This is a genomic window from Tamlana sp. 2_MG-2023 (assembly GCF_030548465.1).
Lineage (GTDB): Bacteria > Bacteroidota > Bacteroidia > Flavobacteriales > Flavobacteriaceae > Pseudotamlana.
In genome coordinates this window covers 177,284-202,184 of sequence record NZ_JAUOSF010000004.1, presented here as the reverse complement: position 1 = coordinate 202,184, position 24,901 = coordinate 177,284, and the positions used below count along the sequence as shown (strand labels likewise).

Below are 24,901 nucleotides of genomic sequence, written 5' to 3'. Positions count from 1 at the left end.
AGTTACGTATTAAATATGGTATGTAAACTATTTTATTAAGTGTTGATGTAAGCCATCTAAAAACTAAGAAAAAGCCAACGCATTTATATGAAAAGGGTTTTTGGTATGTGCGAAACCACGACTATGACCACTTTAATTAATATTTCTGATTTAATTAAATGATGATCAGATGAAAAGGGCTTTTTAAAATTAAAAACAAAAAATCAATTTTCTATGAAAAAAGAGTACCTTTGCCGCTCAAAATAAGGCACTATTTATGGCTAATATTAAAAACATTGCAATTATTGCACACGTAGATCATGGAAAAACTACGTTAGTTGACAAGATCATGTACCATTGTCAATTATTTCGTGAAAACGAAAATACAGGTGATTTAATCCTGGATAACAACGATTTAGAGCGTGAAAGAGGTATTACAATTACTTCTAAAAACGTTTCTGTTATTTATAAGGACACTAAAATTAATATCATTGATACACCAGGTCACGCCGATTTTGGAGGTGAAGTGGAGCGTGTTTTAAACATGGCTGATGGTGTTTTATTATTGGTTGATGCCTTTGAAGGGCCGATGCCGCAAACGCGTTTTGTACTTCAAAAAGCGATTGATTTAGGTTTAAAACCATGTGTGGTTGTAAACAAAGTAGATAAAGAAAACTGTACGCCTGACGAAGTACATGAAAAAGTTTTCGATTTAATGTTTGAATTAGGTGCTGAAGAGTGGCAGTTAGATTTCCCTACCGTTTATGGTTCGGCTAAGAATAACTGGATGAGTGACGATTGGCAAAATCAAACAGAAAATATCGAACCATTATTAGATATGGTTATCGATCATATTCCTGCTCCAAAAATTCCTGAAGGAAATACACAAATGTTAATTACTTCTTTAGACTTTTCATCTTTTACAGGACGAATTGCTATTGGACGTTTAACACGTGGTGAACTTAAAGTAGGACAAAATATTTCTCTAGTGAAACGCGACGGAAGTATTGTGAAAAATAGAATTAAAGAACTTCATGTTTTTGAAGGTTTAGGCCGTATCAAAGTTGAAGAAGTTCAAACTGGTGATATTTGTGCAATTGTTGGATTAGAAGGTTTTGAAATTGGTGATACCGTTGCCGATTTTGAAAATCCTGAAGGTTTAAAAACCATTGCTATTGATGAGCCAACAATGAGTATGTTATTTACTATCAACGATTCACCTTTCTTTGGTAAAGATGGTAAATTTGTAACATCTCGTCATATTAAAGACCGTTTAAGCAAAGAGTTAGAAAAAAACTTAGCTTTACGTGTTAATGAAACTGATAGTGCCGATAAATTCATGGTTTTTGGTCGTGGGGTACTGCATTTATCTGTTTTAATTGAAACCATGCGTCGTGAAGGGTACGAGCTTCAAATTGGGCAGCCACAAGTAATCATCAAAGAAATTGATGGTGTAAAATGTGAGCCTGTTGAAGAAATGACTATCGATTTACCTGAAACGGTTTCTGGTAAAGCGGTTGAAATGGTAACCATGCGTAAAGGTGAAATGCTAAGTATGGAAGCTAAAGGTGATCGTATGGTGTGTGAATTCATTATTCCATCAAGAGGAATTATTGGGTTAAGAAACCAATTACTTACTGCTACCGCTGGTGAAGCCATTATGGCACACCGTTTTAAAGAATACCAACCATTAAAAGGAGGTATTCCAGAACGCCAAAACGGATCGTTAGTATCTATGGAAAAAGGACAAGCAATTCCTTATTCTATTGATAAATTACAAGACCGTGGTAAGTTTTTCGTAGATCCAGGTGAAGATATTTATGAAGGTCAGGTTATTGGAGAAAATTCTCGTGGAGATGATATGACTGTTAACGTAACAAAAACTAAAAAGTTAAGTAACGTACGTTCTTCTGGGGCTGATGATAAAGCTAAAATTGTTCCGGCAATTAAATTTTCATTAGAAGAAGCTTTAGAGTACATTCAGAAAGATGAGTATGTAGAGGTAACACCAAACTTCTTACGTCTACGTAAAATCTATTTAACTGAAGTAGATCGTAAAAGAAATAAAACCATATAAGATGACATTTTTAGGAATCGATTGGGTAGAGTGGCTTGGTTATCTAGCTAGTGCTGTCCTTTTAGTTTCCTTTTTAATGAAATCTGTTATTAAATTACGAATAGTAAACTCCGTTGGATGTTTACTATTCGTGTTTTATGGCATAGCCTTAACGCCATACTCTTTACCCATTATTATTACCAATTCTGCGATAATGTGTATTAATCTCTACTACCTCTTTATTAAAAAAAGTTAAGGAATTTACCTTTAAACGGCATAATGAGTACGCTACTCTAAGAAATCATGTTAATTTAAATGATTTTGTATATTTGGTTACTTGTATATTGATGTTGATACAAAACACTGTTTTTGTAAGAAATAAATACTTGAGGAGTATTTGTCTAACATCAATTTAATAACCAAATCACTTATTAATTGAAGGAATTAATAGACTATATAAATAGCAAGGTTTTAGTAAAAATTGCTTCATTACAAATTTTCGCGGTATTAACAAGAATCATAGCTGGTCTATTAACCTCTAAGGCTATTGCTGTGTTTATTGGAGCCGAAGGTTTAGCCTTAATAGGGAACTTAAAAAACTTCGTAAGTGCTTCTCAAACTACTGCTTCAGCGGGACTTTATAAAGGCGTTGTTAAGTATGTTGGCGAATTTAAGGAGAGTACTTCAGATCTTAGTCGGGTTATTTCTTCCGCTTTTTATACAGGGTTTATCACTACTGTTATCGTTTGCTTTTTCTGCTACATTAAAGCCGATTGGATTAATGATCTCATTTTTCCTAATTACAACGACTATGCTTATGTGATTAAGATTTTTGCCATCGCACTGCCTTTTTACATCTTGAATATGTTCTCTTTTTCGATAATGAATGGATTTTCTAAGTATAAAATCTTAATTGTTATCAATATTATTGGACAGATTTTAAGTGTCTCAATTACTTTAATTTTAATCTATCAAAATAAAATTGATGGCGCTTTAATTGCCGCAGTTATTTCAGAGTCCTTAATATTCTTAATTACTTTAGTAGGTATAATTAATCGACGAAGTTTGGTGCCGCTTATTAAGGCGAGTATGTATCGTTTTTCAACTTTGAAAAAGATGGGGTTTTATTCGTTAATGGCTTTTTTTTCCGCAGTATTACTGCCTATTGTGGCCATTGCTATACGTTCGTATATCATTAAAAGTATAGGTTATAAGGATGCGGGGCTTTGGGAAGCAATGACTCGAATTTCCAAATATTATTTAATGTTTATTAGCTCCTTAATTGGTTTATACCTTTTACCTCGATTTTCTGAAATTAAGAGTAATGTTGAGTTTAGGGAGGAAGTGTTAAGTTTCTATAAACGTATTATGCCCTTTTTGAGTATAGGGTTTTTACTAATATACTTTTTGAGAAAATATATCGTGCTTGCTGTTTTAACCCCTGAATTTCAGCCTGTAGAGAATTTGTTTTTATGGCAATTGTTAGGGGATTTTGTAAAGGTAATGGCTATTGTAATCGCTTATCAATTTTTAGCCAAGAAAATGTTTTGGCACTATGTGCTTACCGAAGCATTTTTAATTATTACTCTATACAGCACAAGTATTTACTTTATCGATTTATTTAAAGGGATAGAAGGTGCGGTAATCGCACATTTTGTGAGTTATATTATGTATTTTGGCATTGTTTTGCTTCTTTTCTTGAGTGGCAGATGGTTCGAGATAGATAGTCAGTAATTAATCCTCGTTAATAAATGTTTAAAAGAATTAAACAACTTTATACTTCTAATTTATTAATAAAGGTTACCTCTTTTAATACATTAATTGTTTTCGTAAAATTGATTTCAGGATTTGTTGTTTCGAAAGTTTCTGCGGTTTATTTAGGGCCTTCTGGTTATGCTTTAGTTGGGAATTTTAAAAATATACTTCAGGGCGTATTAGGTATTACTGTTACTGGTTTTGAAAGTGGAATTATAAAGTACGTGTCAGAAAACAAAACAAACAAGGCTAAGGTAAATACTGTTATTGCTAATGTATGTGTCTTTAATTTGCTAATTTGTTGTGTTTTAGTTCTTCCTATCTACTTTTTTTCTGAAATCATAGCAGTCTACACCTTAAAAGACGCCAGTTTTGCTTATATCTTTAAATATTTAGCTTTTTTATTGCCTTTAATTTCCTTTAGTTTTTTGATTATATACATTGTTAATGGTCTTCAAAAATTTAAATTATTAAGCACACTAGTTGTTATTTCGAATATTTTTAATGCGTTAACAACTTTTTTTCTAGTTTATAGTTACGATTTAAAAGGCGCATTATTTGCAAGCTTGTTAGCTCCTGTATTTAGCTTGGTAAGTATATTGTTGTTTAAAGAGGTACGGTTGTTATTGTTCGTAGCGATAAGGAGTTTTAAGAAGCTTTCTATTAAGATTATTAAGGGTATTTCCGTATATCTTTTTATGGCTATTTATTCTTCTGTTTTAATTAGTTTAGTTTATTTGTTGATTAGAAATGCTATTATTGAAGACGTTGACTTAGTCAATGCAGGATACTGGGAAGCAGTGAATAAGATTTCAATGTTTTATATGGTTTTCTTTTCCTCATTATTTACAATTTATTTATTGCCTAAGCTGTCTGAAAACAAAACCCTTTTTGGTTATAAGAATATTATGTACGATTACTTCAAACTTGTCATTCCTTTAGCGCTAGTCATGTTTGTTGTATTGTTCTTTTTACGACATTTTGTAGTGAAAGTTTTTTTGTCTTATGAGTTTGAAGCCGTGAGTAAATATTTTTATTTACAATTTATTGGTGATTTTTTTAAAATAGTTGCTTTTTCCTTGGCGTATCAATTTCATGCAAAAAGAATGGTAGTTGCTTATTTTGTTTGTGATGCTTTTCTGTATTGTGGATTTTATATATTCAGTATCATTCTAATAAATGGATATGACTTATATGGTGTTTATTATGCTTATTTATTAAGTGTTTTATTATACTTGTTTGTTGTAAGTGTTTTTGTGTTTATTAAAAACAAAAAGTATTTAAAAAGTGAAATCTAAAGCAATATTAAAATTAATAATATTACTCTCGCCTTTAAGTTTGAAATATCTTTTTTTATTGATATTTATAAATAATAGCTTAATAGGGGGTGGAGATGTTATAGAGGATTTTATATTTTATATTTTTTTCTCAGTTCTTTTATTTAGTGGTTTACTCCAAAATAAAATTGTATCAATCTCTTTTGTAGCCTTGTATGTGTTGAGTTTTTTCATTGAAACAGCTTCATATATTGCAGTTTCATCAAATTTCACGTCATCATTCATGTTTCTGCTTATAGAATCAAACAGTCAGGAATTAGAAGAGTTTTGGTTTTCATATATAGATGTAAAAGTGATTCTATTTTTAATTTTGATGATTATTATGTTTTTAGTAATTAGAAAGTTAAAGTTTCAAATCACAAATTCAAATCAGAAAATTTTAGGAGGTATTATTAGTGCAATTATAATTGTTGCTTTAAAACTCACCGGTTTAATAGAAAACAATACATACTTCAATGTAGTTAGAGGTGTGTATGGTTATTTTGATTTACAGGGAAGTATAGAGCTCGAGAACGTAGGTGATATAAAAGATATTGAAACATATACCGATAATCAAATATTAGTTGTTGTAATAGGAGAATCGACAGCTAGAAAACATATGCAAGTTTATGGTTATGACCGGTTAACAACTCCCAATTTAAATCGAATTCGAGATGAGTTACTACTTTATAATAACACTATTTCAACTGATGTGATTACAACTAAATCATTACCTTTTTTATTAACATCAGCAAGTAAAAATGATAAAGAGACTACAAGTTACAGTATAATTGATGTTTTTAATGAAGCGGGATTTAGCACATACTGGCTGTCTAACCAAAGGCCTATTGGCCATTATGATAATAAAACGAGCGAAATAGCTTCCGCTGTCGGTTATTTAAAGTTTTTAAATCATAAAGATGAAGTTAAAACCAATAGTCATGATGAGGTTTTATTTCCTGAATTTGACTTAGCATTAAAGGGTAGAGGTAAAAAAGTTATTTTTTTACATTTGATAGGAACTCACTTTGAGTATAGTAATAGGTACCCAAAAACATATAATAATTTTAATGACTCTACAGTCGTCTCTAAAAAAGGAACAATAATTAATCATTATGATAATGCCGTTTTATATAATGATTATATTGTTTATTCTTTGATAGAAAAACTAAAAAACAAATCAACCAGGAGTGCATTGCTGTATTTATCAGATCATGGTGAAAACGTTTATGATGAAGGCACTAATTTTTTTGGGAGAAATGAAGAACGTTTAACAAAAACGATGTTTGATATTCCATTTTTTGTTTGGACTTCAAAAGATTTTGAATTGCCTAACGATTTTGAATACCATCCCAATCGAGCTTTTATGGCCGATCATACTTACGAGAGTATTTTACACCTTTTTGGAGTCAAATACCAAGGTCTTGATTTTAGTAGAAGTATTTTTAGTAATAACTTTATTGAACGTAAAAGGTTTGTTGTTGATGGTATAGACTATGAAACCAGGTTTAAAAATGAATAGAAAGATATGTTTTTTAGTCGACTCATTGAGTCGTGGTGGTGCCGAAAAACTCGTAGCTAACTTGTCTATTCCCTTAGCAGAAGAAGGTGTTTCAATCTACATTGTAAGTATGAATAATGTCATCGATTACAAATTTAAAGGAACGCTATTTAATTTTGGAGAGATAAAAGAAACTCACAGCAGTTGGGTGTCTCTTATTAAATTCAAGAACTTTTTTGTTAATCATAATTTTGATTTGATCATAGATCATAGAGTTCGGGATGTTTTTATTAAAGAAATGCTGCTATCTAGATTTGTGTTTAGAAAGCAAAAGGTGGTTTATTGTGTACATAGCTATAAATTAAGCTTTTACTTTTCGTTTCTAAAAATGCCATGGTTGGCGAAATTGCCGCATGTAAAAAAACGTAAGTATGTGGTGGTAAGTAGAGGTATACAACAGTTGTTAAAGGAGCGGTTAGATCTAAAAAGTCATGTGATTTATAATTTTTTGCCAAAAGATTTAAATTTAAGACAATCGGAAGTGTTCGGTGATAATAGAGGGAAATACATATTGGCTGTTGGCCGCTTAACCGGGATCAAACAATTTGATAAATTAATAGTTTGTTATAGTCAATCTATTTTGCCTTCAAAACATATAAAACTAATAATTCTTGGAGACGGAGAAGAACATAAATCTTTGAAAACGCTTATAATGAAGCTGAATTTAGAAGAAAAAATTAGTTTATTGCCTTTTCGTAACAATCCATATCCTATTATTCAGGAAGCTAAAGTAGTTGTTTTAACTAGCAAGTTTGAAGGGTTTCCAATGGTTTTGGTAGAAGCTTTGGGCTTAAATACACCGGTAATAGCGTATGATTGTAAAAGTGGACCAAGTGAAATTATCGATGATGGGCTAAATGGTATCTTGGTAGAAAATCAAAATGAAAGTAAATTAGTAAAGGCATTGAACAAAATGGTAGACCAATCGTTTTACAACAAACTAACCCCTCAAAAAGGATTAGAACGTTTTTCGGAAGAAAAAGTGGTTCAAGACTGGATGAATATTTTAGAAAGTGAAATATAAATTTTTTTACTATAGTAAAACACACTAGTAGGAAGGTGAAATTTTATTTTTTGTTTCCATGTTAAATTCCTTGTGTTGATTAAATTTTTGTATAACCGCACCTTTTCGGAGTTTCTTTCCATCTTAAATAAAACAACCAGTTCATAATGTATGAAATCAAGAAAATGTTTCAAATCTGGGTGATTGATTTTTATTTGATAGGAGCAGTAATCAGGTATTATTCTTTTAAAATTTTTGTTTGGAGCAGTTAATTGGTTTGGTACATCTGTGCGGTAGTATGCTTTATTTTCTTGGTAGTGAATGAGGTTGTATTTACTAAAACATCTAATGTAAAAATCATATTCTTCACCATAATTCACATCTTCATTGAAATACCCCGAATTTTTGAATACAGATTTATGTATGACTAGTGAACTGGGCGTAAAGAAGTTTTTCTCAAGCATGAAAAAATTAGAAACTTCTTTAATTAGAGTTTTATTAAACTTCTCAGCGGATAAGTTGGGTGTTTTGTGTGGAGGTAGTGTTTCGAAATTAGTAGCAAAAATAAGTGCTTCATTCTTTTTAAGAATTAATTGATTAATGGTTTCTAAAAAATCTTCCTTCCAAAGGTCATCGGCATCCAAAAAAGCAATATAATTAGCCTTGGCTTTTTTTATACCATAATTTCTAGAGTAAGATAAACCTCGATTCTTATTCGTATAGATTTTAATTTTCTCATTTTTAAAACCTTGCACCACATTTAGGCTTTCATCAGTAGATCCATCATTTACAACAATAACTTCAAAACCACTATAGGTTTGATTTAAAACACTGTTAATCGTCGCTTCAATGTATTCGTCTTTATTATATAGAGGAATAACAACAGATATAAAAGGATCCATAAAATGATTTTGTAACTTTGGGAAAGTTATTTCAAATGTAAATAAACAAAAATAAGCTATTATTTTCTTGAAACTATCTATAATAATTCCTACCCTAAACCAAGAGCAAGATCTGCATCAATGCCTTAATGTGATGATGAGGCAATCTTATGATTTTTATGAAGTTATTGTTGTTGATGGCGGGACGAAGAATTTTGATATTAATGGCTTAAAAAATAAATTTAAAAATGTGAAATTTATTTCAGAGTCTGATAACGGGGTTTATGATGCCATGAATAAAGGTGTTACTTTGGCATCTGGAGAATGGCTCTACTTTATGGGGGTGGATGATAGTTTTTACGATGTTGGTGTTTTAGAAAGTGTAGATTTTTATTTTAGGAAAAAAGATATAAAACTAATTTTAGGCCAAATTGTCTATGATTTAGGAGGTAAAGATTCTTATTTTGTTAGAAAAAACAAAGGTCTAATTAGGCCTAAATGGTCAAATGAAATGTGGATAAAGAACACATTGCACCATCAAGGCGCTTTTTATCATAAATCAAATTTTGAAAAAGAATATTATGATATGAGCTACAAGATTTTGGCTGATTATGCCTTTAATTTAAACTTGTGGAAACGTAGAATTCCTGTTGTTATATTAGATAAAAAAATAGCTTCTTGTGGATCGAAAGGAATGTCAAAAAAATATAACTATACATTGTATAAAGAAGATATTATATTAAAAACGAAAGCATCTTCTATTTTGTTAACACCTTTATTTGTTCTTTTTTCAGTAATTAAGTTTTGTTTAAACAAATCTACCCGCGTCTCTGTACCACCTCGAAAATAGCATTATCCTCACATTTTAATGTTTTGCTCGGGTACTTTAGTAGTAAAGCATAATCGTGGGTCGCCATTAAAATTGTGTTGCCGTTTTTGCTAATATCTTGAAGCACTTCCATAACCTCAATACTGGTTTGCGGATCTAAATTACCCGTAGGCTCGTCGGCTAAAATAAGTTCAGGATTGTTAAGTAAAGCTCTAGCAATCGCAACACGTTGTTGTTCACCTCCAGAAAGTTCATGAGGAAACTTAAAACCTTTGGTTTTCATATCAACTTTTGTTAAAACTTCTTCTACGCGAGTGGTCATCTCTTTTTTGTCTTTCCAGCCTGTGGCTTTTAAAACAAAGATGAGGTTGTCGTTTATAGTTCTGTCTGTTAGGAGTTTAAAGTCCTGAAAAACCACGCCTAGTTTTCGTCTTAAAAAAGGGATTTCTTTTTCTCTAAGAGTTTTTAAGTCGAATTCCACAATATGTCCTTCACCTTTTGTAAGTGGTAAATCGCCATAAAGCGTTTTCATAAAACTACTTTTTCCTGTTCCAGTTTTTCCAATGAGGTAAACAAAATCACCTTTATTAACCTCGATATTAACATCTGAAAGTATCAGGTTTTCACCTTGATAGATGGAAGCGTCTTTTAATTCTAAAATAGGTTTGGACATGGAAATAGCGTAATAAATTTTAGTGTTGTAAATGTATTACTTATAAGTGAAATCATAAAACGTTTAAAACTTTAGTTTATTTTGAGGTGGTAAAAATCATTTAATAACTTGGTTTATAATTATACTAAGATTGTTGCGTTATGTTTTTTGTATTAAATATCTTTGAGTTTAAATTAAAACCAAATTGTTAATGACTAAAAAAAATATGGTGTCACTTTTAGTGGCGATACCTTTTAGTTTACAAATAATAGCGCAGGAGTCTGCAATCTACACGAACCCCTTAGCAGATTACCAAAAAGCTGTGGCATTATATGATAATAATGTTTATGGTGCCGCACAAGCTTTGTTTCAAGAAGTAAAGAAAAATACCGATGAATTAAGCGTAGCATCCAATTGTTCATATTATATGGCGAATTGTGCGATTCGATTGAATCAACAAAATGCCGAACAGATGGTTGAAGATTTCGTGGAAGACTATCCTACCAGTACGAAACGCAACAGTGCTTATGTTGATGTGGCCAATTATTATTACGATAATGCCAAATATGCCTATGCGCGTAAATGGTATGATAAGGTGGATGAAAATGATTTAAGCTACGCCGAACAGGAACAGTTTTACTTCAATAGAGGATATACAGCGTTTTTAACCAAGCAATATGGTGAAGCTAAAAATTACTTGAACAAAGTAGAAAGTTCCAAGCAATACGGTGCACAGGCTAAATACTACATTGGTTATATGGCCTATGAAGGCGATGATTACGATGAAGCTACTGCGTATTTCGATCAGGTGAGTAATCAAGAACGCTACAAAGAAAAGATGTCTTATTACCAAGCCGATTTAAATTTTAAGCTTGGTAATTTTGAGAAAGCCATTACGCTTGCTAAAGAGCGCATGGATTCAAGCACGCCAGAAGAAGTATCAGAACTTTCAAAAATTATAGGTGAAAGTTATTTTAATCTGAGCAAATACGGTGAAGCCGTTCCTTACTTAAAGGCGTATGAAGGTAAAAAAGGGAAGTGGAATAATACCGATTATTACCAACTGGGTTATGCGTATTATAAGCAAGAGGATTACGAAAATGCGGTTTCAGAATTTAATAAAATTGTAGATGGCAATAATGCCATCACGCAAAATGCTTATTACCACTTAGGGGAAAGTTACATCAATTTAGATAAGAAACAAGAAGCCTTAAATGCCTTCAGAACGTCCTCTTACATGGATTTTGATACCAAAATTCAAGAAGATTCTTGGTTAAATTATGCAAAAATTAGTTACGAAATAGGAAATCCTTACGAATCGGCACCACAGGTTTTAACCGGTTATTTGGAAAAATATCCAAAATCTACACATACTGAAGAGATTCAATCGCTTCTAATTGACTCTTACATTACGTCTAAAAATTATAAAGCGGCTTTAAAACTACTGAAGAGTAATAATAGTTTTGAAAGTAAAGTAGCCTACCAAAAAGTGACTTTTTATAGAGGATTAGAACTTTATGATGAAGCAAAATTCGCTGAAGCAAAAGAGATGTTTGCAAATTCAATATCTGTACCTAGAGATCCTATATATACAACACGAGCAACATTTTGGCATGCAGAAACAGATTATAACTTAACAAATTATGCCGAAGCGCTTATTAGCTTTAAGCAGTTTGAGCAGCAAACTGAATCTGTTGATACCCCAGAGTATAAGAATCTTAATTATAATATGGCTTACACCTATTTTAAGTTGAGGAACTATGAGCAGTCTGCTGATTATTTCAATCGTTATGTAAATGGAAGTGCCACTGATAATGTGAGGTTAAACGATGCTTATTTGCGTTTGGGTGATGCATATTTTGTATCAAGTAATTATGATAAAGCTATTTCAGCTTACGACAAGGCGATTAAATTGGATGAAATCACATCCGATTATCCTGCTTTTCAAAAAGCCATGAGTGTTGGTTATGCAGGTAATGCTTCGAAAAAAATAAACGAATTGGTAAAGTTTATTGATGATTATCCGAAGTCAAAATTGCGTGACGATGCCATGTACGAATTAGGAAATTCTTATGTCAAGGAAAATGATATCGCTAAAGCCACGGCAACCTACAACGCTTTAAGTACAGAATATCGTATGAGTTCATTTGTGCCAAAAGCTTTGTTGCGTCAGGGATTAGTCTATTATAATGCAAGTGACAATACTAACGCACTTACTAAATTTAAGAAAGTTGCTAGTGAGTATCCGGGAAGTCCAGAAGCTGTTCAAGCAGTTTCAACCGCACGCTTAATTTATATCGATTTGGGTGAAGTTGACGATTATGCAGCATGGGTAAAAACTTTAGATTATGTTGAAGTGACCGACGTTGATCTTGACAACGCCACTTACGAAGCAGCCGAGAAACAATATTTAGACAATAATACTGAGAAAGCCATAAAACAATTTAATGGTTATTTGGCACAGTTTCCTAGAGGATTAAATGCTTTAAATGCCCATTTTTATGTGGCGCAATTATACAGCAAACAAGGGTTGCCAGATAACGCATCGTCACATTATGAATATGTAGTTGATGCACCTCAAAGTCAGTTTACTGAAGAAGCTTTAACGAAATTAGCGCAATATCATTTAGACCAGAAAAGCTGGGATGGGGCAACGCCGTTGTTGTTGCGATTAGAGAGTGAAGCAAGCTTTCAGCACAACGTTATTTTTGCTCAATCTAATTTGATGAAAGCAAACTACCAAATGGCAAATTATCAAAAAGCCGTGGCTTACGCCGAAAAAGTGTTGGCAAATTCAAAAACCGATACTAAAATTCAAGGTGACGCACATATCATTATTGCACGTTCGGCGATGAAAACAGGAGATGAAGCCAAAGCAAAAGCAGCTTACCAACGTGTTGAAAAAGTAGCTACGGGCGAAACCGCTGCAGAAGCGTTGTATTACAACGCTTATTTTAAAAATAAGGAAGGAGAGTTTGAAGCTTCTAATGTTACCGTTCAAAAATTAGCGAAAGATTTTTCTGGATATAAATATTACAGTGCAAAAGGTTTGGTGCTTATGGCAAAGAATTTTTATGCCTTAAAAGATGCTTTTCAAGCCACTTATATTTTAGAAAGTGTTATTCAGAATTTTTCAGAATTTGACGATGTTGTTATTCAAGCTTCAGAGGAATTAGCTCAAATAAAGGCAGAAGAATCTAAAACGAACGCATCTGTTCATTCAGAAGATTAAATCAATCATTCATAAAAGTAAATCTATAGCAATGCGCAAGCACATTAAAAATATATTTTCAGTTATTTTCTTATTAAGCATAACTGTTGGTTTTTCTCAACGAAAGGAAAACGATACTTTAGATACCGGTGTTATTGATGTGGTAAAACCTTATGTTCCTACCATTTCTGATGCTTTCAAAGTTAAAGAGTCGCCAACCTTAGATGATGAAACAACCGATACTAAAAAGGAAATTCAATACAATATTTTTTCGTTCCCGGTAGCGTCAACCTTTACGCCATCAAAAGGAAAAGCTACTTTAGTCGCGAGAAAAAAGCGTGAGCGACTGTATAATAATTATGCCTCGTTAGGTGGCGGAAGTTTCCGTACGGTTTTAGGTGAGGCCTACGTAAGCCATATGGTAAGCAGAAGCGAAACGGTAGGCGGTTATCTTAGTCATCACTCATCCAAAGGAGGTATTGAAGACGCCGTGGTTAAAAATAGTTTTTCCGACTCAAAAATTAATTTAAATTATAGTACCCAATTAAGAGACTTATCTTGGGGTATCGAAGGCGGATTTCAACACCAGTTCTACAATTGGTACGGGATTCCAGAACCTATTGCCAGTGATAATATTTTAGTTTATTATTTAGATGATGTGGGACATTCTTTTTATGACGCATACCTTGGAGGTGAAGTAACTTTTGAAGATACTTATTTGAAATCAGGTAACGCTAAGTTACAGCGCTTTTTTGATAATAACGGGTCTTCTGAAAGCAGAATAGTCATTGATGCTAGTATGGATATTCCTGTCAATTATTCTGAAATTTCTACCACGTTTAATTTCGATTATTTAAGTGGGGGTTTTGACAGGTTATATGATATTGATGAACTTTATCAATACAGCAACTTTCAATTTACAGCCGCTCCAACTTTCGAGTTAAACGAAGGTGATTTTACTTTCAACTTAGGTGCTGCAGTAACCTATTTTAACGACATGGAAGCTGGTGAAGGGAAATTTTATTTCTATCCGAAAATCTTAGCTTCATATCGATTTGTCGACGGTTTACTTATAGCTTACGGAGGTGTTAAAGGGGGATTGAATCAGAATACCTATCGTGATTTTGCCAATGAAAATTCATTTGTATCTCCAACTTTAATGGTATCACCAACCAATCAGGCTTATAATGCTTTTGTTGGTTTAAAAGGGAAAGTGACTAACAATATAAGTTATGATGTAAGTGGGCATTATATTTCTGATAAAAACAAAGCGCTTTTTAAAGCAAACATGATAAAAGATGTTTCTGCTGTATATGATTATGAATATGGAAACTCATTCGGAGTGGTGTATGATGATGTTACCACTTTTGGGTTATCAGGGGCATTAAATGTTGATTTAAATAGAAATTTAAAACTAGGTTTGAAAGCGGAATACTTCATTTATAATACAGATACTGAAGCTGAAGCATGGAATTTACCATCACTTAACGGTTCGGCATTTTTCGATTATCAAATCGATGAACATTGGTTTGCAGGAGCCAATTTATACTTTATGGGACAGCGTAAAGATGAGAAAAGTATAGAGTCTACCAGCAGCATAGAAACAGTAGATGTTGATGGGTATTTTGATATTAATATTCATGGAGGTTACCGCGTTAACGAGCAGTTGTCCATTTTCATAAAAGCAAATAACCTGACTAATAACTCATACCAAAGGTGGCAAAGTTATAACGTGCAGCCTTTCCAGATTTTAGTAGGTGCCACTTATAAATTTGGGATATAAGGATCGTTTCTTTTAAAATGTTAGCCTAAAAAGCCATCTAAACAATATCATTTTTTAGATGGCTTTTTTATATGAAACATTGAATCAAGTAATCTAGACTAAGCTGAAACTGAAAGTCGTGCTAAATAATCAAAATGTTCACCTTCTTCAACGAGTTCACACTTTAAACCAACGGTTTCACAAGCCAAGTTTAAGGTGTCTAGGTCTAAATATAGCCATTTCATAGCATCCTCTTTGTCTCCTTTATAAGATAGGAAGTAATCGAGTTCTCCGTAATATCCAGCATTCATGTCCATCCAATAACCACCATCTTCGTCTTCATACATGTATTTGATGTCCGATGAATCGATTAAAATTTGTCCGTTTGGTTTTAGTAAGCTTTTTAAATGGGTTAAATATTTAGAAATCTGGTTAGTTTCTTGAAAAATACCTGTGCCATTCATTAATAATAAAATGGTGTCGAAGGTTTTTGTTTCATCCAATAGGCTAAGTAATTCTGTGTGTTTAACACCACGTTGTTTTGAAACTTCAATGGCGCCTTCCGAAACATCGATAGCTTTAACCGAAAAACCTTTTTGTTGCAAATATAAACTATGACCTCCAGCGCCGCAGCCTACATCTAATATAGAACCTTTACAAAGCTTTAATGCTTTTTGCTCAAGCTTTGGCATGTCTTTAAAATCGCGAAACAAGTAGGGTAGCGGTAGGCTATCCTCATCAGAGATATTGGTTGCTGTGATGAGGTTTTCGGTGTAATTTCCATTTTGGTAATCGCGTAAAGCTTTTCCGAAAAGGTCTTTCATAATACTTAATTATTTTATGAGGTATGTTAACGCAAAGATACGCAGAGTCGAAAAGGGGGGGTAATTAAAAATTAAAAATTAAAAATTAAAAGTGAAAAGTGAAAAGTGAAAAGTGAAAAATTAAAAGTGAAAAGTGAAAAGTGAAAAGTGAAAAGTGAAAAATTTTATATAATAATCCCCCGTAAGAGTAAGTAACCAAAAACTAATAACTAATAACCGTCAACTAACATAATCGGTGTCTAAAATAATGCTTTGTGAACCTCTGTGAAATCTTCTGTGAAACTCTGCGTAATAACCTATAATAATTCCAAAAGCACTATTTTTGCAACATGCAAGACCTAATAAACAATCTTCCAAAGCAGGCTAATGATAAGCATAACGAGAATAAAAAATTCTTCGCCAAGCTAAAAAAGAAACCGCCTAAAAACTTAGACTACATCATGCAAGAGCTCCATGATGACGAGTTTAAGCAAACCGATTGTTTGGAGTGTGCCAATTGTTGTAAAACCACTGGGCCGCTTTTTACAGATAAGGATGTAGATCGAATAGCGAAGTTTTTCAGATTAAAACCACAGCAGTTTATTAGTCAGTATTTAAGAATAGATGAAGAGAACGATTACGTTTTACAGTCGGTACCATGTACTTTTTTAGGAGCCGATAATTATTGTTCTATTTATGAAGTGCGACCAAAGGCTTGTCGTGAATTTCCGCATACTGATAGAAAAAAGTTTCAGCAGATTTCGAACTTAACATTAAAAAATGTGGCCATTTGCCCTGCAGCTTTCAATATTGTGGAGGAAATGAAGAAGCGTATTAAGTAGTTTGTTTGAGTTTCAAACGGCAAGGAAACCTTCCTGGTTTTTAATATTTTCTTTTAATCAATCTCAATTTTATCTATGATCTTCATGAGCTTATCTGTTTCGATGATAGCAACAATTATTTTTTGATAAAGTAAAATATCTTCTGGTGTTAAGTTACTTCCTTTTTGGTTTTTTAGCCATTTTTGAGCGGGTTGGGAATCTCCAATGAATAACTCCCAAGCTATCGCAGGAATATTATCGAAATATGTACTATCGTTTATCCAGACTATGCCCAACTGTTTTTCTTCATTTATAATTTCCCAATCATTTTTTCGAATTGAAGTTATTATGGAATTATGATTGCTTTTTACTGTTCCAATGTTAGCCACTTCATAATTAGTCATGTCATGTTTAATTTTAGGACTTTCTAATACATGGAGTTTTCTAATTTCTTTGCCTAATTTTACCAATTTCCAGAAGATTTCGGAGTCTTTAGGATATGGTATTTTTGAAAAATTTATAATTGAAAATGCTACGTGTTTCTTACGGTAAGTAGGTGAGTGCAACACGGCATAAGTATAATCTAAAATATCAATTAGCGTAAAAGTGGTTCTATAAGCATCTTGCAATTCTGGGCTATTGGCAAAACAAACATTGCCTTCGCTTTCGTGCTGAGGTAGAAAAGTTAATGCTAGGTTCTTTGCAATACCGCTTTTTAAGCCTTGAATTGTGTTCGCCGTATTTTCTTTTGGAGATTCAATATCTTTAACGAAATCATGTGTCAGTGTTTCTAAAAGAATCCTATTTGCATGGTCTTTCGACGTTTTAGAATAAAGTCTTTTAGTTATTGCCTCTACATAGTCTTTAATTGTCATTGTATATTTCCAATCTTTTGCAGCTGTTCGTTTTCTAGAGAAATGTTTTAGGTTATTAGAAATTTAAGGGTAAAGCAAATATTGTGTACGCATTTTTTCAAACGCATCCAGATCACTTTTCCAACGCGCTTTAATAGCTTCAGCAGATAAACCTGACTCAATCTGTTCTTGTAATTTTGAAGTTCCAGCAAGTTTGATAAAGAAATTATTAAAAAAATCTTTTTTACTTGATGTGTTTTGGTAGGCTTCAATAAGCCAAGAGAGATTTATATAATCTATTGTTTTTGCTTCAGTTAAATCTTCTCCATAACACAGTTTATTTTGATGTTTCGGATATTTAGAACCTGCATTAGCAATGGGTGTATATTGAAATTTGAACTTCTCTTTGTTTAAAAACGGACTTCCAAAAACTTGAAATTGTTTCTCTGTACCGCGACCAGCATTCACATTGGTGCCTTCAAAAAAGCATAAACTAGGATAAAGATTTATAGATTGATCGTTTGGTAAATTCGGACTCGGTTTTATGGGTAAACTGTAGCTTAAATTACGGTTGTAGTTTTTATTGGAAATTACGGTTAGCTCACATTGTAATCCGTTTTCTAACCATTTTTCACCATTAATCATTTTAGCATATTCGCCAATGGACATGCCGTGAACTATAGGAATAGGATGCATGCCTACAAAGCTTTTATTTTCTTTTTCTAAAATAGGACCATCTATATATGAGCCATTCGGGTTTGGGCGATCTAAAATAACAACGGGAATATTTTGTTCTGCACAAGCTTCCATAACATAATGCAGCGAAGAAATGTAGGTGTAAAAACGAGCGCCTACATCTTGAATATCAAAAATAATAAGGTCAATGTCCTTAAGTTGCTCTGCTGAAGGTTTTTTGTTTTTTCCGTAAAGAGAAACTATAGGTAAGTTTGTTTTGGTATCTATGCCGTCTTTAACGACTTCGCCAGCATCAGCTTGACCTCGAAAACCATGTTCTGGAGCAAAAACACTTTTTATATTCACTTTCAAAGACACTAAAGAGTCTACAAGATGTGTGTAAGTGGTGTCATTTTTGAAAATAACAGAAGTTTGATTTGCTACAATACCAATGCGTTTTCCTTCAATTAGCGGTAAATAATTTTCAGTTTGATTGGCACCTACTATAATATCTGTAACTGTTGTGCTATTTTTGTCATATTCAGCTTGTTCAATTTTGTCATGTTGAGCTCGTTGAAGCATCGCTTCTTGGCTTGAAACCTGAGAATTTTCAGCTTTCACTTTAGACGCACAAGAAATGTTTACCAAAACAAATAATAAAACTGTATTTTTGAAAATATTAAACTTCATAGAATAATTTGAATTACGAATTCTTTTTAGCTAAACGCATTATTGGTAGTAAAGCGTATAAAAGTAGCATATCGGCACCAATAATAAAAATTGGTATCGCAGCAATTGCCATTGGAATCATTGTTATGATGATTGCTATTGCTACTGGTATTGGTTTGCAGCAAAAAATTCGTGATAAGGTTGTGGCTTTTAATGGTCATGTTACGATTTCTAATTTTGATAGTAATAATTCCCTTGAAAGTATTCGCCCGATTTCTACTGATGTCGAGTTTTACCCTGAATTCACTTCTGTTGAAGGTATTGCCCATATTCAAGCGGTAGCCTCTAAATTTGGAGTAATACGAACTGAAAATGATTTTGAAGCGGCGTATTTAAAAGGTGTTGGTGCCGATTATAATTGGCGTTATTTTAAAGACTTTTTAATGGAAGGTCGTCTTCCTGATTATACAGGAAAGCGAAATGAAGATATTTTGATTTCATCTTATTTAGCCAATAGATTGCATTATAAAGTAGGGGATAAGATGCAAATGGTTTTTGCTAAAGAAGACACAGAGAAACTTCCAAATATTATCAATTATAAAATTGTTGGTATCTATAACTCTGGATTTCAAGAACTGGATGCGCGCTATATCATAGGAGATTTACGTCATTTGCAACGTATTAATCGTTGGGAAAACGATGAAATAGGAAATTTTGAGGTGTTTTTAGAAGATTATAATAAGTTAGAAGCAAAGACACGTGAGATTTATGAAAACACGCCTTCGACTTTAAATACCGAAAGTATAACAGCGCGTTATGCCTCGGTTTTTGAGTGGATAAAAATATTCGATAAAAACATTTATGGTATTATTGGTATCATGATCTTAATTGCAGGGATCAATATGATTACCGCCTTATTGGTTTTAATTTTAGAGCGTACTCAAATGATTGGGCTTTTAAAAGCTTTAGGAAGTAACAATTGGAGCGTGCGAAAGCTGTTTTTATATAACGCGTCTTATTTAATCCTTTTAGGCTTATTTTGGGGGAATATCATTGGTTTAGGACTCCTTTTTGCTCAAAAATACTTAAAATTATTACCTCTAGATCCTAGTGTGTATTATGTGACCGAAGCGCCGGTTTATATTAGTTTAGGTTACATTGTAATTTTAAATGTAGGCACACTTATTTTATGCTTATTAATGCTTTTATTTCCTTCATACATTATTACTAAAATATCTCCGGTGAAGGCCATGCGTTTCCGATAAAATACCGATTAACTATTTTCAATATCACTAATATGGTGCTCCAGAGCTTTTACAGAAATTTGAATCTCCATAATTAACAAGCCTAAAGAAACAATTAATAATACTAAGGCGAATCCAAATACCCAAACCGCTACAGTAAATTGCTCGATATAGATTAAAAACATGGTAAGCACACAAAGTAGCAAGCTTGAAATACCAGCTATTTGCATAGAACGCGTTAAGTAAAGGCGTTTTTTGATGTTTTTTATTTGTTTGATATAGCGCTCATCTGGATTCTTAAGATATTTATCGTGTAAATCTCTCACTACAGCGGCGTAGGCCAAAAAACGGTTGGTGTATGCAAGCATAATTAGTGAAATTGCTGAAAATAAAAGTGCTGGGGAAGATAAATCAAGTCCGTGCATAAATGAGTTTTTAGCAAATTTAGGAAGTTAGATTGTGATAAGCTATGTCTAATAATTTAATTTAGAAATATTTTGTAGGAATTTTATATCTTTAATTTATGAAAGAAGATTTTCTACATTATATATGGAAGCTCAAGAAGTTTGAAATTCGCAATTTAAAAACAACAGACGGAGCCCCAATTTTGATTCGTACTGTTGGTGAGCATAATTTCAATTCGGGACCAGATTTTTTTAATGCAAAACTTAAAATTGATGAACAGCTTTGGGCTGGAAATGTAGAAATACACGTAAAGTCTTCCGATTGGTATGTGCATAATCATGAGCGAGACCCAGCTTATGATAATGTTATTTTACATGTAGTTTGGGAACATGATACTGAAGTATTCCGAAAGGATCAAGCTGTCATTCCAACTTTGGAGCTCAAAAATTATATAAAATCTGAAATTCTAAATAATTACAAATCGCTTTTCTCCAAAGAGAATACCTGGATAAATTGTGAAAATGATTTCGCCTCTATTGATGATTTTACTTTAAGTAATTGGTTAGAGCGTTTGTTTTTTGAACGTTTGGAAAGAAAGTCTCAAGTCATCGAAAACTTATTGAAAGATTCAAAAAATGATTGGGAAGCGGTTTTGTTTAAAATGTTAGCCAAGAATTTCGGGTTAAAAGTAAATGGTGATGCCTTTTTTAGTTTGGCGCATTCTATGGATTTTTCTATTATTCGGAAATCACAAAGTTGTCAAAATACTTTAGAAGCTTTGTTTTTCGGGCAAGCAGGTTTGTTAGATCAAGATGTTGAAGATGCTTACCATTTAAGTTTGGTGAAGGAATATCAATTCCTAAAACAAAAATTTAAGTTGACAAACAGTCAAGTTTTGCCTTTGCAGTTTTTTAGATTGCGGCCTTTAAATTTCCCAACCATCCGTTTATCGCAATTGGCAAGTTTGTATGCCGAACATCATAATTTGTTTTCAAAAGTGATTGCATTAAATGACCTCAATTTTTTTTATGAACTATTTCATGTAGAAACTTCAGCCTATTGGAAAACACACTACACGTTTCACAAGGAATCTAAAGTTTCCGCGAAAGCGTTAAGCAAAGCATTTATCGATTTATTACTAATCAATACCATTCTGCCAATAAAGTTTTTATATGCGAAACAACGTGGTGAAGATATATCATCCGATTTAATTGATTTAGCCGAAAAAATAACTTCAGAAAATAATAGTATTGTTAAAGCTTTTAATGGTTTGAAGAAAATTTCGCGATCGTCTATAGATTCTCAAGCTTTAATTCAGCTTAAAACGAATTATTGCGATACGCACTCCTGTTTAAAATGCGCAGTAGGCAATCAACTTTTAAGTAAATAACTTTTAAAGCATTGAAGGATGTCTTAAATTGCGGCATGAACAATATTTATAAACTTTTATTGTTTTTTCAAAAACGCGGTTATTATGTATGTCAGCGTATTGCCGATAAATTAGGAATTCGAGCAAAAGTGGTACGCACCTCTTTTATGTACCTCACTTTTGTAACGCTAGGTTTTGGTTTTGCCTTATATTTATTTTTAGCATTCTGGATTCGAATTAAAGATTTGATATACACGAAACGTTCATCAGTTTTTGATTTATAGCCTATGAATTTAGTTGGTCGGTTTTTTAGAATCAGGATTTATAAGGCCTTATTTTTACTTCTAATTATTTTGTTAATTGGCGTATTAGGGTTTCGATACATCTCTGATTATACATGGATTGATGCCTTGTATATGACGGTAATCACCATGACTACCGTTGGTTTTAGTGAGGTTGTGCCTTTAGATGCTGAATCAAAAATCTTCACCATATTTTTAATTTTCGCAAGTGTTGTTATCGTGGGTTTTGCGCTTTCTATAATAACAGAATACATTTTAAGTAAGAATGATGTTGAAGAATTAAAACAAAAAAGGATGCAAAAAATGATTGATAGTTTTAAAGACCACATCGTTATTTGTGGCTATGGTCGAAACGGAAAACAAGCTGCTATTAAGTTAATGGCTTATAACAAACAGTTTGTAGTTATTGAAAAAGATAAGGAGCTAGAAGAACGTTTACAAGTTGATGGCGTGCCATACGTGATTGGAAATGCTAATGAAGATGAAGTGTTAAATGCTGCTGGCGTAAATCGTGCAGCTTGCTTTATTTCGGCCTTGCCAAACGATGCCGATAACTTGTTCGTCGTGCTATCGGCCAGACAATTAAATAGCGCTATTAATATTATTAGTCGTGCATCAAACGAGTCGTCGTATGATAAATTGAAATTTGCCGGCGCTAATAATGTAATCCTTCCGGATAAAATAGGCGGCGATCATATGGCGTCTTTAGTGGTAGTTCCTGGTTTAATGGAATTTATCGATAATTTATCTATCGTAGGGAAGTCTGATATTAATATTGAAGAAATTCCTGTTGAGAAACTTTATGATACCAAAGATTTAAAAACTATAAAAGATTTAGACTTGAGGCGGAAAACAGGATGTACCGTTATTGGTTTTAAAAATGAAAAAGGGGAATATATTGTAAACCCTGAAGCAGATTTAGTACTGGTTCCAAACTCAAAAGTTATCTTTTTAGGGCGTCCAGAACAGATTGAAGTTTTAAATTCAGTTTACAACATACACTAGTGCCTTCTCATTTTTAACAGCCTTAGTTTTAAAAAACCATTTTTTTTTAGCATCTTGCTAGCTTTTAGTACCAAATCAACAAAAAAAGTAATAATTACTACCTTATGAAGAAATATCTTCTTTCAATTTTAACAACAATTACTCCTTTATTAATTTTTGCACAAGAATCAACTTCCGAAAAAATAGATCGTATTTTTAAGGAGTATACCGGTTGGTTTGTAGATGCCATATTTTATGAAATTCCATTTTCCGAAACCTACCAGATTCCTTGGGTTCTAATCGTTTTAATGAGTGGTGCTGTGTTTTTTACAATCTATTTTAGATTTATAAACTTCACAGGATTCGGTAAAGCCATAAAAGTGGTACAAGGAAAATATGAGGATATTGAAAAACACGGTGCCGATACATTGTACGGAGATGTGACACCAAATGAAGATGCTAATATTATTGAAACCCTTAGGGATGATAGTGCTCATGGTGAAGTTTCACATTTCCAAGCTTTAACTGCAGCTTTATCTGCAACAGTAGGTTTAGGAAATATTGCCGGTGTAGCTGTAGCGCTTTCTATTGGTGGTCCTGGTGCCACATTTTGGATGATCGTTGCAGGTTTATTAGGTATGGCCTCTAAATTTGCTGAATGTACCTTAGGTGTTAAATATAGAGATGTAGGAAAAGATGGGACGGTTTACGGCGGACCGATGTACTACTTAACCAAGGGGTTTAAGGAAAAAGGCATGGGAGGTTTTGGTAAAGTCCTTGCTGTGATTTTTGCCATTTTCGTTATAGGCGGATCGTTTGGTGGTGGTAACATGTTTCAAGCCAATCAAGCGGCTGCTCAGTTTACAAAACTTTTTAATTTTGAGAACGAAAATGCTGGTATGTATTTCGGGATGGTTATGGCTGTTCTTGTTGCCATAGTTATTATTGGAGGAATTAAAAGAATTGCTTCTGTAACCGAAAAAGTTGTGCCTTTTATGGCTGGAATTTATGTGTTAGCGTCGTTAATTATTTTAGGTGCAAACTGGACTTTAATTGATGATGCATTTGGTTTAATTTATGAAGGTGCGTTTTCTGGTTTAGGAATTGCTGGTGGATTAGTAGGCGTAATGATTCAGGGAATTAGACGTGGCGCTTTTTCTAACGAAGCAGGTGTAGGTAGTGCTGCTATTGCGCACTCGGCGGTAAGAACAAAATATGCGGCCAGTGAAGGTATTGTAGCACTTTTAGAACCATTTGTAGATACTGTGGTTATTTGTACGATGACCGCTCTAGTGATTGTAATCACCAATTTTGATGGAGGTTTCATGGAATACGGGGTGCCAATTAAAGAAGGCGTTGAGTTAACAGCAATTGCTTTTGATACGGTAATTCCTCATTTCTCTATCATATTAACTATTGCAGTTATATTATTCGCCTTTTCAACCATGATTTCATGGTCTTACTATGGTATGCAAGGCTGGGTGTTTTTATTCGGAAAAGGAAAGCTAAGTGATTTAATTTATAAAATATTATTCCTGTTCTTCGTTGTTGTAGGAGCGTCTATAAGTTTAGGAGCTGTTATCGATTTCTCTGATGCGATGATATTTGCCATGGTAGTGCCTAATATTATAGGTGTGGTTATTTTATCACCTGTAATTCGTAAGGAATTGGTTAGATACTTAAAAGCGATCAATGTAAAAGAAGAAGCTTTGGACGATGGTGCTGAAGATCTTACTAAGCACATGTAGTCTTTAATATCATAAAACTTTT

Annotated in this window: 20 protein-coding genes; 14 read left to right on the top strand and 6 right to left on the bottom strand. The window is 33.0% G+C overall.

What is annotated here, in order from left to right; all coding sequences use genetic code 11:
- Positions 1–256: 256 nt before the first annotated feature.
- From typA to Q4566_RS08275, 5 genes are all read left to right on the top strand, one after another.
- A complete protein-coding gene (gene typA, locus Q4566_RS08300) occupies positions 257–2,056 on the top strand; it encodes a translational GTPase TypA (RefSeq protein WP_303420164.1) in 1,800 nt (599 codons plus the stop codon).
- Positions 2,057–2,470: 414 nt separating this feature from the next.
- Entirely contained in the window at positions 2,471–3,769 is a 1,299-nt protein-coding gene (locus tag Q4566_RS08290) for an O-antigen translocase (protein WP_303420162.1), read from the top strand.
- Between the two features lie 17 nt (positions 3,770–3,786).
- Positions 3,787–5,088, top strand: a complete 1,302-nt coding sequence (locus Q4566_RS08285) for an O-antigen translocase (protein WP_303420161.1) — start codon at positions 3,787–3,789, stop codon at positions 5,086–5,088.
- 262 nt (positions 5,089–5,350) lie between these two features.
- Positions 5,351–6,628, top strand: a complete 1,278-nt coding sequence (locus Q4566_RS08280; RefSeq protein WP_303420160.1) for a phosphoethanolamine transferase — start codon at positions 5,351–5,353, stop codon at positions 6,626–6,628.
- Positions 6,621–7,691 carry a glycosyltransferase gene (locus Q4566_RS08275; RefSeq protein WP_303420159.1) on the top strand — a complete coding sequence of 357 codons (1,071 nt, stop codon included), beginning with the start codon at positions 6,621–6,623 and terminating at the stop codon, positions 7,689–7,691. The genes Q4566_RS08280 and Q4566_RS08275 overlap by 8 nt, the downstream gene beginning before the upstream one ends.
- Here Q4566_RS08275 and Q4566_RS08270 read toward each other — a convergent pair.
- Positions 7,655–8,572, bottom strand: a complete 918-nt coding sequence (locus Q4566_RS08270) for a glycosyltransferase family A protein (protein WP_303420158.1) — start codon at positions 8,570–8,572, stop codon at positions 7,655–7,657. The two genes, Q4566_RS08275 and Q4566_RS08270, sit on opposite strands and share 37 nt — an antisense overlap.
- A 67-nt stretch (positions 8,573–8,639) precedes the next feature.
- Here Q4566_RS08270 and Q4566_RS08265 point away from each other — a divergent pair, with 67 nt between their 5' ends.
- Positions 8,640–9,401, top strand: a complete 762-nt coding sequence (locus Q4566_RS08265) for a glycosyltransferase (RefSeq protein WP_303420157.1) — start codon at positions 8,640–8,642, stop codon at positions 9,399–9,401.
- On the opposite strand, the gene Q4566_RS08260 is transcribed toward Q4566_RS08265, so the two are convergent.
- The gene (locus tag Q4566_RS08260) at positions 9,370–10,053 is read right to left on the bottom strand and encodes a cell division ATP-binding protein FtsE (RefSeq protein ID WP_303420156.1); all 684 of its coding nucleotides are present in this window, start codon (positions 10,051–10,053) and stop codon (positions 9,370–9,372) included. The two genes, Q4566_RS08265 and Q4566_RS08260, sit on opposite strands and share 32 nt — an antisense overlap.
- A 190-nt stretch (positions 10,054–10,243) precedes the next feature.
- Between Q4566_RS08260 and Q4566_RS08255 the strand changes: the two genes are divergently transcribed.
- Both Q4566_RS08255 and Q4566_RS08250 read left to right on the top strand, forming a co-directional pair.
- Entirely contained in the window at positions 10,244–13,264 is a 3,021-nt protein-coding gene (locus Q4566_RS08255; RefSeq protein ID WP_303420155.1) for a tetratricopeptide repeat protein, read from the top strand.
- A 31-nt stretch (positions 13,265–13,295) separates the two neighbouring features.
- Positions 13,296–15,026: a TonB-dependent receptor gene (locus Q4566_RS08250; protein WP_303420154.1), complete on the top strand. Its 1,731-nt coding sequence runs from the start codon at positions 13,296–13,298 to the stop codon at positions 15,024–15,026.
- Between the two features lie 98 nt (positions 15,027–15,124).
- Here Q4566_RS08250 and Q4566_RS08245 read toward each other — a convergent pair whose 3' ends face one another.
- On the bottom strand, positions 15,125–15,829 hold the full coding sequence (locus tag Q4566_RS08245) for a bifunctional 2-polyprenyl-6-hydroxyphenol methylase/3-demethylubiquinol 3-O-methyltransferase UbiG (RefSeq protein WP_303420153.1): 705 nt from the start codon (positions 15,827–15,829) through the stop codon (positions 15,125–15,127).
- Positions 15,830–16,158: 329 nt separating this feature from the next.
- Here Q4566_RS08245 and Q4566_RS08240 point away from each other — a divergent pair, with 329 nt between their 5' ends.
- Positions 16,159–16,650: a YkgJ family cysteine cluster protein gene (locus tag Q4566_RS08240; RefSeq protein WP_303420152.1), complete on the top strand. Its 492-nt coding sequence runs from the start codon at positions 16,159–16,161 to the stop codon at positions 16,648–16,650.
- A 53-nt stretch (positions 16,651–16,703) separates the two neighbouring features.
- Here Q4566_RS08240 and Q4566_RS08235 read toward each other — a convergent pair whose 3' ends face one another.
- A complete protein-coding gene (locus tag Q4566_RS08235; RefSeq protein ID WP_303420151.1) occupies positions 16,704–17,504 on the bottom strand; it encodes a type ISP restriction/modification enzyme in 801 nt (266 codons plus the stop codon).
- Positions 17,505–17,567: 63 nt separating this feature from the next.
- Positions 17,568–18,848 (bottom strand): DUF1343 domain-containing protein, encoded by a 1,281-nt coding sequence (locus tag Q4566_RS08230; protein ID WP_303420150.1) that lies wholly within the window; start codon positions 18,846–18,848, stop codon positions 17,568–17,570.
- Between the two features lie 8 nt (positions 18,849–18,856).
- Here Q4566_RS08230 and Q4566_RS08225 point away from each other — a divergent pair, with 8 nt between their 5' ends.
- Complete coding sequence (locus Q4566_RS08225) at positions 18,857–20,092, top strand: ABC transporter permease (protein WP_303420149.1); 1,236 nt, start codon at positions 18,857–18,859, stop codon at positions 20,090–20,092.
- An 8-nt stretch (positions 20,093–20,100) separates the two neighbouring features.
- Here Q4566_RS08225 and Q4566_RS08220 read toward each other — a convergent pair whose 3' ends face one another.
- Positions 20,101–20,496, bottom strand: coding sequence for a DUF2721 domain-containing protein (locus tag Q4566_RS08220; protein WP_303420148.1), 396 nt, complete (start codon positions 20,494–20,496; stop codon positions 20,101–20,103).
- A 98-nt stretch (positions 20,497–20,594) separates the two neighbouring features.
- Between Q4566_RS08220 and Q4566_RS08215 the strand changes: the two genes are divergently transcribed.
- The 4 genes from Q4566_RS08215 (at position 20,595) to Q4566_RS08200 (ending at position 24,879) form a co-directional block, all read left to right on the top strand.
- Entirely contained in the window at positions 20,595–21,866 is a 1,272-nt protein-coding gene (locus tag Q4566_RS08215; RefSeq protein WP_303420147.1) for a DUF2851 family protein, read from the top strand.
- Between the two features lie 35 nt (positions 21,867–21,901).
- Positions 21,902–22,129, top strand: a complete 228-nt coding sequence (locus Q4566_RS08210) for a PspC domain-containing protein (protein ID WP_067148820.1) — start codon at positions 21,902–21,904, stop codon at positions 22,127–22,129.
- Positions 22,130–22,132: 3 nt separating this feature from the next.
- Positions 22,133–23,152 carry a TrkA family potassium uptake protein gene (locus Q4566_RS08205; protein ID WP_303420146.1) on the top strand — a complete coding sequence of 340 codons (1,020 nt, stop codon included), beginning with the start codon at positions 22,133–22,135 and terminating at the stop codon, positions 23,150–23,152.
- Positions 23,153–23,256: 104 nt separating this feature from the next.
- Positions 23,257–24,879, top strand: a complete 1,623-nt coding sequence (locus Q4566_RS08200; protein ID WP_303420145.1) for a sodium:alanine symporter family protein — start codon at positions 23,257–23,259, stop codon at positions 24,877–24,879.
- Positions 24,880–24,901 lie beyond the last annotated feature (22 nt).

What these genes read in the sequence shown, in the direction of transcription:
- typA (WP_303420164.1), top strand. Translation starts at nt 257, where the DNA reads ATGGCTAATATTAAAAACATTGCAATTATTGCACACGTAGATCATGGA.
- Q4566_RS08285 (WP_303420161.1), top strand. Translation starts at nt 3,787, where the DNA reads ATGTTTAAAAGAATTAAACAACTTTATACTTCTAATTTATTAATAAAG.
- Q4566_RS08280 (WP_303420160.1), top strand. Translation starts at nt 5,351, where the DNA reads ATGTTTCTGCTTATAGAATCAAACAGTCAGGAATTAGAAGAGTTTTGG.
- Q4566_RS08275 (WP_303420159.1), top strand. Translation starts at nt 6,621, where the DNA reads ATGAATAGAAAGATATGTTTTTTAGTCGACTCATTGAGTCGTGGTGGT.
- Q4566_RS08270 (WP_303420158.1), bottom strand. Translation starts at nt 8,572, where the DNA reads ATGGATCCTTTTATATCTGTTGTTATTCCTCTATATAATAAAGACGAA.
- Q4566_RS08260 (WP_303420156.1), bottom strand. Translation starts at nt 10,053, where the DNA reads ATGTCCAAACCTATTTTAGAATTAAAAGACGCTTCCATCTATCAAGGT.
- Q4566_RS08255 (WP_303420155.1), top strand. Translation starts at nt 10,244, where the DNA reads ATGACTAAAAAAAATATGGTGTCACTTTTAGTGGCGATACCTTTTAGT.
- Q4566_RS08250 (WP_303420154.1), top strand. Translation starts at nt 13,296, where the DNA reads ATGCGCAAGCACATTAAAAATATATTTTCAGTTATTTTCTTATTAAGC.
- Q4566_RS08245 (WP_303420153.1), bottom strand. Translation starts at nt 15,829, where the DNA reads ATGAAAGACCTTTTCGGAAAAGCTTTACGCGATTACCAAAATGGAAAT.
- Q4566_RS08240 (WP_303420152.1), top strand. Translation starts at nt 16,159, where the DNA reads ATGCAAGACCTAATAAACAATCTTCCAAAGCAGGCTAATGATAAGCAT.
- Q4566_RS08235 (WP_303420151.1), bottom strand. Translation starts at nt 17,504, where the DNA reads ATGACAATTAAAGACTATGTAGAGGCAATAACTAAAAGACTTTATTCT.
- Q4566_RS08230 (WP_303420150.1), bottom strand. Translation starts at nt 18,848, where the DNA reads ATGAAGTTTAATATTTTCAAAAATACAGTTTTATTATTTGTTTTGGTA.
- Q4566_RS08220 (WP_303420148.1), bottom strand. Translation starts at nt 20,496, where the DNA reads ATGCACGGACTTGATTTATCTTCCCCAGCACTTTTATTTTCAGCAATT.
- Q4566_RS08215 (WP_303420147.1), top strand. Translation starts at nt 20,595, where the DNA reads ATGAAAGAAGATTTTCTACATTATATATGGAAGCTCAAGAAGTTTGAA.
- Q4566_RS08210 (WP_067148820.1), top strand. Translation starts at nt 21,902, where the DNA reads ATGAACAATATTTATAAACTTTTATTGTTTTTTCAAAAACGCGGTTAT.
- Q4566_RS08205 (WP_303420146.1), top strand. Translation starts at nt 22,133, where the DNA reads ATGAATTTAGTTGGTCGGTTTTTTAGAATCAGGATTTATAAGGCCTTA.
- Q4566_RS08200 (WP_303420145.1), top strand. Translation starts at nt 23,257, where the DNA reads ATGAAGAAATATCTTCTTTCAATTTTAACAACAATTACTCCTTTATTA.